Origin of the sequence: Mesorhizobium sp. M0772, from assembly GCF_040320135.1 — a bacterium.
Classification (GTDB): Bacteria; Pseudomonadota; Alphaproteobacteria; order Rhizobiales; family Rhizobiaceae; genus Mesorhizobium.
On the sequence record NZ_JAMYPB010000001.1, the window covers coordinates 171,732 to 185,195 of the forward strand.

The following is a 13,464-nucleotide window of genomic DNA, read 5'->3' on the forward strand; positions in this document are numbered from 1 at the left end:
GCATGGCAGCGTCGCCTGATATCGGCTACGTCCTCAAGCGGCTGCGGCCAACCGCGCCGGCCTTCGACGCGCTGAAGGAGGAGAGCCGGCTGGAGGGCTACTGGATGCTGGTGCGGCTGGCGGATGGCTGGGCGGGCGGCCGCAACAAGTTCCTGAAACGAGGCGAGGCGCTGTTTGGTGCATGGCATGGCCGAGAACTCGCTGGTGTGTGCGGGTTGAACATCGATCCTTATTTCGAAGGCCGGGACCACGGCCGGGTCAGGCACCTGTTCGTCAGCGCGCGTCACCGCCGCAGCGGCATTGGCCGCATGCTGGTCGAGACCGTCATTGACAGGGCACGTCAGCATTTTGCCGTGCTGAACACCCGCGCGCCACAAGAAGCCTTTGGGTTCTATGAACGGCTTGGCTTCCAGCCGGTGGTGGGCGAAGAATTCGTCACGCACCGCATGATGCTCTCTCAAGACAGAAAAGGAGGCTGAGATGTCACTGCGTCCGCCATCCCTAGGCGCCTCGGCTGCCGAAGCCGCGTTCGACGCGCTTGGCCATGAGATACTGGCTGAAAAGGCCGCAGCGCTCGGCCGTGCCGGCCAACGGGTCGAGGAAACGCTGGCCAAGCTCCGTCAGAACAACGACGACAAGGAGCAGCGACCGCGGCTGCTCAAGGAGGCTGCCGCAGCGGTGCACGCCTATTTCATCCAGCGTGAACTCTGCGGCCTGCGCCGGCATGAGTCGGTCATCCGCGAATACGATATCCCAAGGGCCGTGCTGGTCAGGCTCGGTGCAAGCTAGAGGTCATCAGCCGGCAACATTCATTCCAGCCATTCGGTGATGAAGCTGCCGTTTTCGTGGATGTCGGTCGTTTCGAGCGGGCCTGGGCCAAGATTGGTGAATTTGTGCGGCGTATCGGGCGGCACGATCAGGATCTGGCCGGCCGTGGCCTCGATCTGCTGGTCGCCGATCGTGAACAGGCCGGTGCCTTGCCGGATGATGAATATCTCACAATAGGGATGCGTGTGCAGGCGCGGGCCGCCGCCAATCTCTTCCTGATAGTTGAAAATCAGGCAGGAGTTGGAGCCGTAGGCGCCGCATTGCAGTTCGCCCTGCCAGCGGCCGGGCGTCCTGGTCCAGGTCTCGCGGTCGATGATGTGTGCCATAGCCTCTAACCCTTCGTCGGTATCCAGGGGTTGAAAAGCTTCACGCCGGTGCCTTCAAAATCCTTGGTGTTGCGGGTCACGACTGTCAAGTTTTTGACGAGCGCGGTAGCGGCTATGAGGGCGTCGCGCTCCGGCTTTGGATCGGGAACGTGGAGGTTTGCGCAACGCAGGACAACAGCCGTGTCTATGCTCAATATCCGGTCGTCAAACTGTGGAATGAGTGTCTGATCCAACCACTCACGGTACATGGTGGCCTGGCGAGTATCCTTCCTCGACAAGAGCAATGTTCCGATTTCGAGTTCCAGGATCGAAATGACCGACATGAAAAAGCTGGCGATGTCGTGGGTCTCTGACCAGGCCAAAACGTTGCGATCGGCCTTGTCCCGACGACGCAGATTCGAAACGACATTGGTGTCAAGAATGAACATCAGTCGAGTTCGGGAATCTTGAAAAACGGTCCTTCCAGGCGAGGTGGTTCCCAGTCGAAATCTGCTTCGGGGCGATCATCGGCAATCGCGTCCGCGAGGCTTCTCGGCTTCTTCTCTAAACGCTGATATTCCTCCATCGACATCAGCACATGGGAGGGCTTGCCGCGGTCGGTAATGATGACCGGCCCGTTCTTGGCTGCCCGTTTGGCATGCGCCGTGTCCTGGTTGAATTCACGGCTCGACATGATGGTTATCGTCTTCGTCGAGATATTCATATCAACACCTCCATCCGGAAGATGTAGACATATTGCTACATTCGGCCAAGCTCGTCAAATTTCTCTTCGTGCGGAACGCCCGCGACAATCTGCCCTTGTGGCCTCAGCCCGCTGGACAAAAACGGGCTTCACGCATAAACCGAAATCCAAATGCCGGAGGAATTCGCTAGCTTGTTCGCCATGCGCTGTCGGGCCGGCGCGATGGAGCGGGGACAAAGCTCGGCCGCCGGCTCGGAAGAGGCGAAAGGATCAGGCACCCGTGAGCGCAACCGACACCCAGGATCCCAACCGTCGTGATTTTCTCTACGTCGCCACCGGCATGGCCGCAGTGGTTGGCGCAGGTGCCGTCGCCTGGCCGTTCATCGACCAGATGCGCCCCGATGCCTCGACGCTGGCGCTGGCCTCGGTCGAGGTCGATGTCGCCTCGCTGACGCCTGGCATGTCGCTGATCGTCAAATGGCGCGGCAAGCCGGTCGTGGTGCGCAATCGCACCGAGCAGGAGATGAAGGACGGCGAAGCCGTGAACCTTGCCGATCTCAAGGATCCTATTGCCCGCAACGCCAATCTGCCCGCCGATGCGCCGGCGACCGACGCCAACCGCACCACGCCCGGCAAGGAAGCCTGGATGGTGATGGTGCAGGTCTGCACGCATCTGGGGTGCATTCCGCTTGGCCAGGAAGGCGATTTCGGCGGCTGGTTCTGCCCGTGCCACGGTTCGGTGTACGATACCGCCGGCCGCATCCGCAAAGGCCCGGCGCCGGAAAACATGGCCGTGCCGGTATTCAAGTTCATTTCCGATACCAAAATCCTTATCGGTTGAGGCAGGGGATAATTCGATGAGCGAGGGACACTCGACCTATACGCCCAAGACCGGTATCGAACGCTGGTTCGACGCCCGCATGCCGCTGCCGCGCATGGTCTATGACAGCTTCATCGCCTATCCGGTGCCGCGCAACCTTAACTATGCGTGGACCTTCGGCGGCATCCTCACGATCATGCTGGTGGCGCAGATCCTGACCGGTATCGTGCTGGCCATGCACTATACCGCCGACACCAACCTCGCCTTCAATTCGGTCGAGAAGATCATGCGCGACGTCAATTCGGGCTGGCTGTTGCGCTACATGCATTCCAACGGCGCCTCGTTCTTCTTCGTCGCCGTCTACATCCACATCTTCCGCGGGCTTTATTACGGCTCCTACAAGGCGCCGCGCGAGCTGCTGTGGATCCTCGGCTGCATCATCTATCTGCTGATGATGGCGACCGGCTTCATGGGCTATGTGCTGCCTTGGGGTCAGATGAGCTTCTGGGGCGCCACCGTCATCACCGGCTTCTTCAGCGCCATTCCGCTGGTCGGCAACTGGATCCAGGAACTGCTGCTCGGCGGTTTCGCCGTCGACAACCCGACGCTCAACCGCTTCTTTGCGCTGCACTATTTGCTGCCGTTCATGATCGCCGGCGTCGTCGTGCTGCACGTCTGGGCGCTGCACGTGGTCGGCCAGTCGAACCCGACCGGCATCGAGGTGAAATCGAAGACCGACACCGTTGCCTTTACGCCCTATGCGACCATCAAGGATGCATTCGGCATGATCGTGTTCCTGTTCTTCTTCGCCTATTTCGTCTTCTACCTGCCGAACTTTCTCGGCCATCCGGACAATTACACGATCGCCAACCCGCTGAAGACGCCGGCCCACATCGTGCCGGAATGGTACTTCCTGCCGTTCTACGCGATCCTGCGCGCGATCACCTTCAACATCGGGCCGATCAACTCCAAGCTCGGTGGCGTGCTGTGCATGTTCGGCGCCATCGTCATGCTGTTCCTGGTGCCGTGGCTCGACACCTCCAAGGTGCGCTCGGCGGTCTACCGGCCCTGGTACAAGCTGTTCTTCTGGCTGTTCGTCGCCGACGCTGTCCTGCTTGGCTGGCTTGGCTCGCAGCCGGCGGAAGGCGGCGGTCTGTTGACCCTCCTGATAGGTGAGGTCTCGGGCAACTACGTTGGCTACGCTCAAGCGGCGACACTGTTCTACTTCGCCTTCTTCCTCGTCATCCTGCCGGTGCTTGGCCTGATCGAGACGCCACGCAGACTGCCGAATTCGATCACCGAGGCGGTGCTGGAGAAGAACAAGGGTGCCGGAGGGGGACATCCGGCCGGTGCGACCGCGGCGCCGGAAACCAAAGGCTGAGTGAGAATCTAAGGGGATTTGGCATGAAAAAGATTCTCACCTCGCTCGCCCTGCTAGGCGTGTTTGCCGCTGGCATCGGAGCCGTCGGCAGTGTGGCGATCGCCGCTGAAGAGGCGCACAACGCGGCGGCACCGACGCATTTCCCGATCCACGAGCCGAAGGAGATGGACTGGACTTTTGCCGGGCCGTTCGGCACCTACGACAAGGCGCAGCTGCAGCGTGGCCTGAAGGTCTACAAGGAAGTCTGCTCGGCCTGCCACTCGATGAATTTGGTGGCGTTCCGCACGCTGGAGGACCTCGGCTATTCGGAAGCGCAGATCAAGTCGCTGTCGGCCGAGTACACCATCCATGATGGACCCAACGATGCCGGCGACATGTTCGACCGGCCGGGCAAGCCGTCAGACCATTTCCCGGCGCCGTTCGCCAATGAGGAGGCGGCTGCCGCTTCCAACGGCGGCGCTGCCCCACCGGATATGTCGCTGCTGGCCAAGGCGCGCGGCGTCGAGCGCGGCTTCCCGCGCTTCGTCTTCGACATCTTCACGCAATATGCGCAGGGCGGCCCGGACTACATCCATTCGCTGCTGACCGGCTACGACGAGACGCCACCTGCCGGCATGGTGATCCCCGAAGGCACCCACTATAATCCATACTTCATGTCCGGCGTGTCGCTGAAGATGCCCAAGCCGCTCTCCGACGGCCAGGTGACCTACGATGACGGTTCGCCGCAGACGATCGACCAGTATTCGCGCGACGTCTCGGCGTTCCTGATGTGGGCGGCCGAGCCGCATATGGAAGACCGCAAGAAGACCGGCTTCCGCGTGCTGGTGTTTCTGCTTCTGTTCGGGGCGCTGATGTATCTGACCAAGCGCAAGGTGTGGGAAGGCGTGGCGCACTAAGCCGCATCTTATTCCTCGGAAATGGAAAGGGCGTCTTCGGACGCCCTTTTTGCTTGCCAAACCGGACATGGTTCGCATCTTGGCGCAGCAGCCGTCCAGTAAGAAGTCCGTTGGCACGCCGCCATGCGATTGGTATTGCACGCGCGCCCGGCGGATCGCCGGCTAAAGGGGCATTTGGGATCGATGATGCGGCTACGCGACTGTCACAACTTTTCCGATTTCCGGCGCATGGCCCAGCAGCGGTTGCCGGGGCCAATCTTCAACTACATCGATGGCGCGGCCGACGATGAGGTCACCTACCGCCGCAACACCGAGAGCTTCGAGCGCTGCGACCTCGTTCCCAACGTGCTGCGCGGGGTAAGCGAGATCGACATGTCGGTGACGGTGATGGGCCAGAAGCTGGCCATGCCCGTCTATTGCTCGCCGACCGCCTTGCAGCGGCTGTTCCATCATCAAGGCGAGCGCGCGGTGGCCAAGGCTTCGGCCAAATTCGGCACGATGTTCGGCGTGTCCTCGCTCGGCACTGTCAGTCTTGAGGAAGCGCGCAAGATCAGCAGCAGCCCGCAGGTCTACCAGTTCTATTTCCACCGGGATCGCGGCCTCAACCGGGCGATGATGCAGCGGGCGAAAGCGGTTGGAGTCGAAGTGATGATGCTGACCGTCGACAGCATCACCGGAGGCAACCGCGAGCGCGACAAGCGCACCGGCTTTGCCATCCCCTTCAAGCTCAACCTTGCCGGCATGCTGCAGTTCGCGCTGAAGCCGGGCTGGGCGATCAACTATTTCACCCATGAGGGGTTCAAGCTGCCGCAGCTCGACGAGCATGTCGACATGGGCGGCGGCACGATGTCGATCAGCCGCTACTTCACCGAGATGCTCGATCCGTCGATGACCTGGGACGATGTTGCCGAGATGGTCAGACTGTGGGGAGGTCCGTTCTGTCTCAAGGGCGTCATGTCCGTGGAGGATGCCAAGCGCGCCGTCGAGATCGGCTGCAGCGGCATTGTGCTGTCCAACCATGGCGGCCGGCAGCTGGACGGCTCGCGGGCGGCGTTCGACCAACTGGCCGAGATCGTCGATGCCGTCGGCGACAGAATAGACGTCATCATGGATGGCGGCGTGCAGCGCGGCACCCATGTGCTGAAGGCGCTGTCGCTCGGCGCCAAGGCTGTTGGCGTCGGCCGCTACTATCTGTTCCCCTTGGCGGCGGCCGGACAGCCGGGCGTCGAGCGGGCGCTGGAGCAGATGCGGGTCGAGATCGAGCGCGGCATGAAGCTGATGGGCTGCAGTTCGATCGAACAATTGTCGCGCAACAACCTCCGTTTCAGGTAATCTCGACCCATGAAATCCTCGCTCGAAGACACGCTGCTCGCCGCGATCCGCACCATTCCGGACTACCCCAAGCCCGGCATCCTGTTTCGCGACATCACCACTTTGCTCGGCAATGCGCGCGCCTTCCGCCGCGCCATCGACGAGCTGGTGCATCCCTATGCCGGGCAGAAGATCGACAAGATCGCCGGCATCGAGGCACGCGGCTTCATTCTCGGCGGTGCGGTCGCGCACCAGCTTTCGGCCGGTTTCGTGCCGATCCGGAAGAAGGGCAAGCTGCCTTACGAGACGGTACGCGTCGCCTACAGCCTGGAGTACGGGCTGGACGAGATGGAGATGCACAAGGACGGCGTTGCGCCGGGCGAGAAGGTGATCCTGGTTGACGACCTGATAGCGACCGGCGGCACGGCGGAGGCGGCGGTCAAGCTGCTAAGGCAGATCGGCGCCGATATTCTTGCCGCGTGCTTCGTCATCGACCTGCCGGATCTCGGCGGACGGGCGAAGCTCGAAGCGCTGGGCGTGCCGGTGCGGACGTTGATCGGGTTTGAGGGGCATTAGTGAATAGTGAACAGTGAATAGTGAATGTCAGCGTTCAATGACAGGCGCTAGGCTTACTCACACACTCTGATATTGAATACTCACTACTCACTACTCACTACTCACTACTCACTACTCACCATTCACTACCCAGCCTTCACCAGCACCGCGCTGTCGAACTCCAGCACCTTGTCGCCCGTCGAATCGAATCCTTCCGAGCGCAGCGCGAGCAGCCGCCAGCCGGGGCGATTGGCCAGCGGGCGGTGGGAGACGGCCGTGCGGGTGAAGGTGACGGTTTCGCCGGCATAGACCGGCTTTGGCCATTTCAGGTTCCTGAAGCCGGGGGAGGGGCCGAATTCTGGTACCGGGCCGGGTCCGGTCCATTGAGAAGCGTCCATAGGATTTTTGAGATTGAGCTTCATCCAGGTGGCCGCGGTGTGCCAGCCTGAGGCGCAGAGGCGGCCGAACACGCTTTTCTTCGCCGCCTCCTCGTCGACATGAAAGACCTGTGGATCGTATTTGCAGGCGAACGCCTTGATCGCCTCGGTTTCGAATGTGTGCGAACCGAGGTTGATGGTATCGCCGATGCGGAAGAACGCGTCGAGGCTCATGCGCCGGCCTCGCGGGTCAAGAACATGACAGTGTTCTCAAGTTCGAAGACGCTTTCACCGCGCTGGTTGAACAGTTCGCTGCGCAAGGTGACGAGGCCGAGTTGAGGCCTGGATTTCGACAGGCGCCTGGCAAGCACGCTGGTGCTGCCGGCCAGTGTGTCGCCGGCCAGCACCGGCTTCTTCCATTTGACCTGGTCGATGCCGGGCGCGCCTTGCGCGGTCGAGTCGAGCAGGAAGGCGTCGCACAGCATGCGCATGAAGATCGCGCAGGTGTGCCAGCCGGAGGCGGCCAAGCCGCCAAGGATGCTGGCCTTGCCGGCGGCTTCGTCGAGATGCATCGGCTGCGGGTCGAATTCGGTGGCGAATTCGATGATTTCGGCCGCACTCACCTGCTTGGCGCCGAGGTCGATCGATGCGCCCTCGGTGAAATCCTCGTAGGCCCAGCTTTTTGCGGTCATGATCCCAATCCGGTTGTACGATCACCGGGCATCCGGATGCCGTCCGGGCGGCGTTTGGTCAAGCGAATTCTATTGGGCCTACAACCAGCCGCGGCGGCGGAAATACCAGAACGGCAGGATCGCCGACAGGATCATCAGGCCGATGGCGAAGGGATAGCCGAGCTCCCATTTCAGCTCCGGGATGACGTCGAAATTCATGCCGTAGATCGAAGCCACCAGCGTCGGCGGCAGGAAGATGACGGCGGCGACCGAGAAGATCTTGATTATGGCGTTCTGCTCGATCGAGATCATGCCGAGCGTCGCGTCGAGCAGGAACGAGATCTTCTGCGACAGGAAGGTGGCGTGGTCGGCGAGCGACAGCACGTCGCGCGATACTGTCTTGATGCGGGCGCGGACGTCCTTGCTCATCTTGATCTGGGTCGCGACATGGGCAAGGAAGCCGGTGAGGCGCTGCAGCGAGATAAGGCTGTCGCGGATCGAGGAGGCAATGTCCTCCTTGCGGCCGATGGCCTTGAGCAGTTCCTGGAAGTCGCGATTGCGCTTGTTCACCTTGGTCGACCGCGCTTCGAAGATATCGCGCGAGATCGTCTCGATGTCACGGCCGGCGCGTTCGAGAATATCGGCTAGGCGATCGACGATCGCCTCCAGCAGGCCGATCAGGATGGTGTTGCCGGTGGTGCAGCCTGTCGCCACCTTCTCGGCGCGCAGGGGAAAGGTCTTGAACGCCTTCGGCTCATGATAGCGGATGGTGACCAGTCTCGGGCCGGCAAGCACAAAGGTAACCGGTGACATCAAGGGATCATCGATTTCGGTCTGCGCCGGCAAGGTGGCGGTCATGAAGTAGGCGCCGTCCTCGATGTAGAGGCGGCTCGAAATCTCGATCTCCTCCATCTCCTCGCGCGTCGGGATGGCAACGCCGAGCCAGGTCTCGATCGTCGTTTCTTCTTCCTTGGTCGGGTTGAGAAGGTCGGCCAGACGACCTGATCGCCATTGGCCACGAGATCGTCGGCGAGGCGCAGGCGATCATTGTCGACGACGAAGGCCTTGATCATCGCCGGTCTCCGTTGGTTGAGCCCAAGGTTTCGTTTAATAGCGATGGGTCTTGCACGCGCCGCCGTTCCCACGGGGACGGCCAAGTCGCATGCAAACGGCCATAGACCCGGTGCCAAGGGCAGTCAAGCGAAGCGGCATGCCGGCTCCTCCACTTGACGAAGCCGTGATCGGTCGCCGTCAGCGCGCCAGCCGCGGCGCCTCAGGTGTTGAACTTGAACAGCAGGACATCGCCATCCTGGACGACATATTCCTTGCCTTCGTCGCGCGCCTTGCCGGCCTCCTTGGCCGCCACTTCGCCGCCCAGCGTGACGTAGTCGTTATAGGCGATGGTCTGGGCGCGGATGAAGCCGCGCTCGAAGTCGGTGTGGATGACGCCGGCGGCCTGCGGGGCCTTGTCGCCCTTGTGGATGGTCCAGGCGCGCGTCTCTTTCGGCCCGGCGGTGAAATAGGTGATGAGATGCAACAGATCATAGCCGGCGCGGATGACCTTGTTGAGGCCGGGTTCGTCGAGACCGAGCGACGACAGGAACTCCATCTCTTCTTCGTCCGAGAGCTGGGCGACTTCGGCCTCGATCGCGGCCGAGATTACGACGGTGCCGGCGCCCTGCGCTGTCGCCATCTTTTCCACGGCCTTGGTGTGCTCGTTGCCGGTGGCGGCGTCGGCTTCGGCGACGTTGCAGACATAGAGCACGGGGTGCGAGGTCAAGAGGTTCAGTCCCTGCAGGATGCGCAAATCCTCGGCTGAAATGCCCTTGAGCAGGATGCGGGTCGGCTTGCCGGCCTGCAGCAGCTCGAGCGCTGCCTCCATCATCGGCAGCACGGTGGTTGCTTCCTTGTCCTTGCTGCCGGCGCGCTTGCGGAACTGCACGATGCGGCGCTCGAGGCTGTCGAGGTCGGCGAGCATCAACTCGGTCTCGACTGTATCGGCGTCGGCGACAGGGTCGATCTTGCCCTCGACATGGGTGATGTCGTCATCCTCGAAGCAGCGCAGCACGTGGACGATGGCGTCGACCTCGCGGATGTTGGCGAGGAACTGGTTGCCCAGCCCTTCGCCCTTGGAGGCGCCGCGCACCAGGCCGGCAATGTCGACGAAGGAGATGCGGGTCGGGATGATCTCCTTAGACTTGGCGATTGCGGCGATCTTCTGCAGCCGCGGATCGGGCACCGCCACCTCGCCGGTGTTCGGTTCGATGGTGCAGAACGGATAGTTGGCGGCCTGCGCCGCCGCCGTCCTGGTCAACGCGTTGAAAAGCGTCGACTTGCCGACGTTGGGCAAGCCAACGATGCCGCATTTGAAACCCATGTGTCCGGTCCTATCGGGAAACTAGAAATTTGATGAGGGCTATGGGCGATAGGGGTGAGCAACGTCAAGCCCCGCAGTCCCGATCCTATCGACGCTCAGTCCTTCTTGCCGAACAGTTTCTTCAGCATGGCGGCCATAGGGCCGCTTTCCGGCAGCTTGGCCGGCGCCTGCTGTGGCCGTGCCTGGCGGATGTGGCTTTGAGCCTTTGGACCTTCAGCCTTCGGCGCCTTGGGCGGCGGCCGGTCGTCGTCGCTGGTCGGCACCAGCTTGTCACGCAGGGCCAGAGTAATGCGGTTCATGAAGGAACTGTCGTCGCCCTTGGCCAGCAGCCCGGCATCGTCGGCGATGGTGTCGAGCAGCACGTCCAGCCACTCGCGATCGGCCTTGGCGAAGTCGCCGAGAACATGGCCATGCACCATTTCCCGGACGCCGGGGTGTCCGACGCCGATGCGCACGCGTCGAAAATTCTTGCCGACATGCTGGTCGAGCGAGCGGATGCCGTTGTGGCCGCCGGCGCCGCCGCCGACCTTGACCCGCAATTTGCCGGCCGGCAGGTCGATCTCGTCGTAGAAGACGGTCAGCGCCTCGGGGCCGAGCTTGTAGAAGCGCAGGGCTTCGCCGACCGGCTGTCCCGACAGGTTCATGAAGGTCTGCGGTTTGATCAGGAGAATCTTTTCGCCGGCAATCGTGCCTTCGGCGATCAGGCCCTGGAACTTCTTCGACCAGGGCGAAAACGAATGGCGGCGGGCAATTGCGTCCGCCGCCATGAAGCCGACATTGTGCCGGTTATCAGCGTATTTCGCGCCCGGATTGCCGAGGCCTGCAAAGACAAGCATCGTCTGCTCCGGGCTCGAAAATTACTTCTCTTCGGCAGCAGGAGCCGCCGCTTCGGGGGCTGCCGCTTCCGCCGTCTCTTCCGTCTCCGGCTTCATCGCCGAGGAGCCGGCAATGGTCGCGATGGTGAAGTCGCGGTCGGAGATCACCGGCTTGACGCCGGCCGGCAGGGTTACCGCCGAGATGTGGATCGAATCGCCAATGTCGGCGCCGGTGAGATCGACGGTGATGAATTCCGGGATCGCATTGGCCGGGCAGTGGAACTCGACTTCATGACGCACGATGTTGAGCACGCCGCCGCGCTTGATGCCGGGCGACTTGTCTTCATTGATGAAGTGGACAGGCACGTCGACGTTGACCTCGGTGTCCTTGCCGATGCGCAGGAAGTCGACATGGACCGGGAAATCCTTGACCGGGTCGAGCTGGAAATCCTTGGGCAGAACCTGGATTTTCTTGCCGTCGACATCGATCGTGGCGATCGTGGTCAAAAACCCGCCGCCATGGATTTTGTAGAAGACGTCCTTGTAGTTCAGCGCAATCGCCAGGGGAGGCTGTCTGTCGCCGTAGATAACTGCAGGCACTTTACCGTTGCGGCGAACTGCACGGGCGGACCCCTTACCGACCTGTTCGCGCGCTTCGGCCTTGAGCTCGTAAGTATCGTGGCTCATGGCATTTCCTTTCGCGTTTTATGGAGCGTTTGCGGTGGCAGTGTGCCTGGACCGTAAACGTCGAAAGCCGCCAGGCCTGGATGTCCGAATGCCAGAAACCGCATACGCGGAGCTTTGTTCGGGATCACAAGGGAAGGCAGCCTTCCGCCGCGTTGCCTCCAAGGGTGTCTACGCGGGTGGCGGCTCTATAGCGGAAGGCGGGCAGGCGTGCAAGCCATGGCGGGCAAGGGCGGCCGATGCCTGCGTTGGGCGCGCCGCATTGCGCTCAGGCCGGCAGGTCGGTGGGCGGATTTGATCCGTTTCCCTTGGCGCCACCGAGCGTGGACAGAGCGCTCAGCAGTTTCGTCCGGTCCTTGCCGATCATGAGCACGCCGCTGTCGGGCGCCAGCAGCGCCGAGAACGGAAGCATGGCAGCGCCGATCGAGGAGGCCTCAGGGCCGAATTGCCCCGGCACGATCTCCGGCGCCACGATGCCGATGGCGCTGGCCTGGTTGAACTGGGCCTGCACCCTTGCCAGCAGTTCGAGATGGATCGGCCTGGGCAGGATCGAGTCGAGAACGATGGCCTCGATGTCGATGATGGAGGTGATGGCGATGATCGCCTCGACCAGCGCGCTCGCACAATCGTCGATCCATTCGAACAGCGGCACGCGCGCTTCGGCTGGCAACGGATCGAGTTCCCGCACACGATTAATCACCACGCCGCGCGACCTCAGGTGATTGACCAGCACATAGATCGAGGCGCGATGCAGCAGGCTCTGGTAGCGCGCAGGCTTCGCCGCCACCGAATCGAGGCTTGAGGGCGAGACCGGCAAGGGTCCGAGGGCAGCGCTGTTGCCATGCGGCCCGGTGTGGACCCTGCCGCCTTGCACCAGGCCGCCGCCGACAAAAGTGTCGATCGAGATGTGCATGAAATCGCGGAAGCGGGCGCCGGCGCCCTGGACAAGTTCGGCCAGCGCCGCCGACGTGGCGTCGTTTTCCACGAACACCGGCGTCTTTGCCGGCGTGGCAAAGCATGTCGTCAGGTCGATCGCTTCCCAGCGGCTGCCGAGATCGTCGGGAAAGCCGAGTTCCTCGCTCCAGCCGCCGAGGAAATAGGGGGAGGCAATGCCGACGCCGACGATGCTGGCATCGCCAAGCCCATCCACCAGCTTTTCGAAGGTGGCCAGCGCCATGTTGCCGGCCTTCAGCACCAAATCAGGATCGGGGAAGCGGTATTCGTGCGACTCTCTTGCGCGGATTTCACCGGCGAAGTCGACCAGAACGGCTTCAAGCGCACGCCGGCCGATCTTGATGCCGACGCTGTAGATGCGCTCCGGCGTCAGCCGGTACAGCGTGGAGGGCGAACCGCGCTGCCCGAACCTTTTTCCCACTTGCTTTACGAATCCGGAAGATTCCAGGCCGTCGACGATGGCAGCGACGGCCGCCGGCGTCAGGCTTGCCGCGCGCGCCAGATCAGACTTGGAGGCTTCCTTGAGGCGACGGATGGCGTCGAGCACGAAACGCTCATTATAGTGCCGAACTTTGACAGAATTGCTGCCTTTCCCTGACAAAACCCGCACACTCCCCAAATGTCCCGTTCCCGGCGCGAAGCCCGCAAACCACCTGCGGCCGAGCGCACCCTGCGGTGCCTATGTTGGCGGCGACAGTGCGCGTCGGAACCATGGAAGTCAATTTTGCCGTTGCGCCTTTGCGCCATTTAATATAGCAAATTGAAAAAATAACTAGTCAGGGAGGAG

16 protein-coding genes and 1 pseudogene are annotated in these 13,464 nt (G+C 62.1%); 7 read left to right on the forward strand and 10 right to left on the reverse strand.

What is annotated here, in order from left to right; translation table 11 throughout:
- Positions 1-2 precede the first annotated feature (2 nt).
- Positions 3-479 carry a GNAT family N-acetyltransferase gene (locus NKI06_RS00800; protein ID WP_023691590.1) on the forward strand — a complete coding sequence of 159 codons (477 nt, stop codon included), beginning with the start codon at positions 3-5 and terminating at the stop codon, positions 477-479.
- 1 nt (position 480) lies between these two features.
- Positions 481-789, forward strand: coding sequence for a DUF6665 family protein (locus tag NKI06_RS00805; RefSeq protein WP_023724966.1), 309 nt, complete (start codon positions 481-483; stop codon positions 787-789).
- Positions 790-809: 20 nt separating this feature from the next.
- Here the strand turns inward: NKI06_RS00805 and NKI06_RS00810 are convergent, their stop codons facing one another.
- Genes NKI06_RS00810 through NKI06_RS00820 form a run of 3 tightly spaced genes read right to left on the reverse strand, consistent with a single transcriptional unit; the run spans position 810 to position 1,857 of the window.
- Positions 810-1,154 (reverse strand): cupin domain-containing protein, encoded by a 345-nt coding sequence (locus NKI06_RS00810; protein WP_023724965.1) that lies wholly within the window; start codon positions 1,152-1,154, stop codon positions 810-812.
- 5 nt (positions 1,155-1,159) lie between these two features.
- Positions 1,160-1,582: a type II toxin-antitoxin system VapC family toxin gene (locus NKI06_RS00815; protein ID WP_023724964.1), complete on the reverse strand. Its 423-nt coding sequence runs from the start codon at positions 1,580-1,582 to the stop codon at positions 1,160-1,162.
- On the reverse strand, positions 1,582-1,857 hold the full coding sequence (locus NKI06_RS00820) for a type II toxin-antitoxin system Phd/YefM family antitoxin (protein WP_023701566.1): 276 nt from the start codon (positions 1,855-1,857) through the stop codon (positions 1,582-1,584). Before NKI06_RS00820 ends, NKI06_RS00815 begins: the two co-directional genes overlap by 1 nt.
- Positions 1,858-2,116: 259 nt before the next feature.
- Here NKI06_RS00820 and petA point away from each other — a divergent pair, with 259 nt between their 5' ends.
- From petA to NKI06_RS00845, 5 genes are all read left to right on the forward strand, one after another.
- Positions 2,117-2,677, forward strand: a complete 561-nt coding sequence (petA, locus tag NKI06_RS00825) for a ubiquinol-cytochrome c reductase iron-sulfur subunit (protein WP_023670027.1) — start codon at positions 2,117-2,119, stop codon at positions 2,675-2,677.
- A 16-nt stretch (positions 2,678-2,693) separates the two neighbouring features.
- Positions 2,694-4,037 (forward strand): cytochrome b, encoded by a 1,344-nt coding sequence (locus NKI06_RS00830; RefSeq protein WP_023670028.1) that lies wholly within the window; start codon positions 2,694-2,696, stop codon positions 4,035-4,037.
- A 23-nt stretch (positions 4,038-4,060) separates the two neighbouring features.
- On the forward strand, positions 4,061-4,933 hold the full coding sequence (locus NKI06_RS00835; protein WP_023670029.1) for a cytochrome c1: 873 nt from the start codon (positions 4,061-4,063) through the stop codon (positions 4,931-4,933).
- A 186-nt stretch (positions 4,934-5,119) separates the two neighbouring features.
- A complete protein-coding gene (locus tag NKI06_RS00840) occupies positions 5,120-6,265 on the forward strand; it encodes an alpha-hydroxy acid oxidase (protein WP_023691587.1) in 1,146 nt (381 codons plus the stop codon).
- Between the two features lie 9 nt (positions 6,266-6,274).
- Entirely contained in the window at positions 6,275-6,820 is a 546-nt protein-coding gene (locus tag NKI06_RS00845) for an adenine phosphoribosyltransferase (protein ID WP_013529989.1), read from the forward strand.
- Positions 6,821-6,945: 125 nt separating this feature from the next.
- Here the strand turns inward: NKI06_RS00845 and NKI06_RS00850 are convergent, their stop codons facing one another.
- The 7 genes and pseudogenes from NKI06_RS00850 to NKI06_RS00880 all read right to left on the reverse strand — a co-directional run bounded on the left by NKI06_RS00850 (position 6,946) and on the right by NKI06_RS00880 (position 13,224).
- Entirely contained in the window at positions 6,946-7,410 is a 465-nt protein-coding gene (locus NKI06_RS00850) for a MaoC family dehydratase (RefSeq protein WP_023748156.1), read from the reverse strand.
- Entirely contained in the window at positions 7,407-7,868 is a 462-nt protein-coding gene (locus NKI06_RS00855) for a MaoC family dehydratase (protein ID WP_023670033.1), read from the reverse strand. The genes NKI06_RS00850 and NKI06_RS00855 overlap by 4 nt, the downstream gene beginning before the upstream one ends.
- A 78-nt stretch (positions 7,869-7,946) precedes the next feature.
- Positions 7,947-8,920: pseudogene (gene corA, locus NKI06_RS00860) on the reverse strand (magnesium/cobalt transporter CorA).
- Positions 8,921-9,120: 200 nt separating this feature from the next.
- Entirely contained in the window at positions 9,121-10,224 is a 1,104-nt protein-coding gene (gene ychF / locus NKI06_RS00865; protein ID WP_023695807.1) for a redox-regulated ATPase YchF, read from the reverse strand.
- 95 nt (positions 10,225-10,319) lie between these two features.
- Positions 10,320-11,060, reverse strand: a complete 741-nt coding sequence (gene pth / locus NKI06_RS00870; protein ID WP_352535912.1) for an aminoacyl-tRNA hydrolase — start codon at positions 11,058-11,060, stop codon at positions 10,320-10,322.
- A 21-nt stretch (positions 11,061-11,081) separates the two neighbouring features.
- Positions 11,082-11,726 (reverse strand): 50S ribosomal protein L25/general stress protein Ctc, encoded by a 645-nt coding sequence (locus tag NKI06_RS00875; protein WP_023686131.1) that lies wholly within the window; start codon positions 11,724-11,726, stop codon positions 11,082-11,084.
- 265 nt (positions 11,727-11,991) lie between these two features.
- On the reverse strand, positions 11,992-13,224 hold the full coding sequence (locus NKI06_RS00880) for an ROK family transcriptional regulator (RefSeq protein WP_352983521.1): 1,233 nt from the start codon (positions 13,222-13,224) through the stop codon (positions 11,992-11,994).
- Positions 13,225-13,464: the final 240 nt, after the last annotated feature.

Excerpts from the sequence above, each read along its gene's own strand:
- NKI06_RS00800 (WP_023691590.1), top strand. The coding sequence starts at position 3 with ATGGCAGCGTCGCCTGATATCGGCTACGTCCTCAAGCGGCTGCGGCCA.
- NKI06_RS00805 (WP_023724966.1), top strand. The coding sequence starts at position 481 with ATGTCACTGCGTCCGCCATCCCTAGGCGCCTCGGCTGCCGAAGCCGCG.
- NKI06_RS00810 (WP_023724965.1), bottom strand. The coding sequence starts at position 1,154 with ATGGCACACATCATCGACCGCGAGACCTGGACCAGGACGCCCGGCCGC.
- NKI06_RS00815 (WP_023724964.1), bottom strand. The coding sequence starts at position 1,582 with ATGTTCATTCTTGACACCAATGTCGTTTCGAATCTGCGTCGTCGGGAC.
- NKI06_RS00820 (WP_023701566.1), bottom strand. The coding sequence starts at position 1,857 with ATGAATATCTCGACGAAGACGATAACCATCATGTCGAGCCGTGAATTC.
- NKI06_RS00830 (WP_023670028.1), top strand. The coding sequence starts at position 2,694 with ATGAGCGAGGGACACTCGACCTATACGCCCAAGACCGGTATCGAACGC.
- NKI06_RS00835 (WP_023670029.1), top strand. The coding sequence starts at position 4,061 with ATGAAAAAGATTCTCACCTCGCTCGCCCTGCTAGGCGTGTTTGCCGCT.
- NKI06_RS00840 (WP_023691587.1), top strand. The coding sequence starts at position 5,120 with ATGCGGCTACGCGACTGTCACAACTTTTCCGATTTCCGGCGCATGGCC.
- NKI06_RS00845 (WP_013529989.1), top strand. The coding sequence starts at position 6,275 with ATGAAATCCTCGCTCGAAGACACGCTGCTCGCCGCGATCCGCACCATT.
- NKI06_RS00850 (WP_023748156.1), bottom strand. The coding sequence starts at position 7,410 with ATGAGCCTCGACGCGTTCTTCCGCATCGGCGATACCATCAACCTCGGT.
- NKI06_RS00855 (WP_023670033.1), bottom strand. The coding sequence starts at position 7,868 with ATGACCGCAAAAAGCTGGGCCTACGAGGATTTCACCGAGGGCGCATCG.
- ychF (WP_023695807.1), bottom strand. The coding sequence starts at position 10,224 with ATGGGTTTCAAATGCGGCATCGTTGGCTTGCCCAACGTCGGCAAGTCG.
- pth (WP_352535912.1), bottom strand. The coding sequence starts at position 11,060 with ATGCTTGTCTTTGCAGGCCTCGGCAATCCGGGCGCGAAATACGCTGAT.
- NKI06_RS00875 (WP_023686131.1), bottom strand. The coding sequence starts at position 11,726 with ATGAGCCACGATACTTACGAGCTCAAGGCCGAAGCGCGCGAACAGGTC.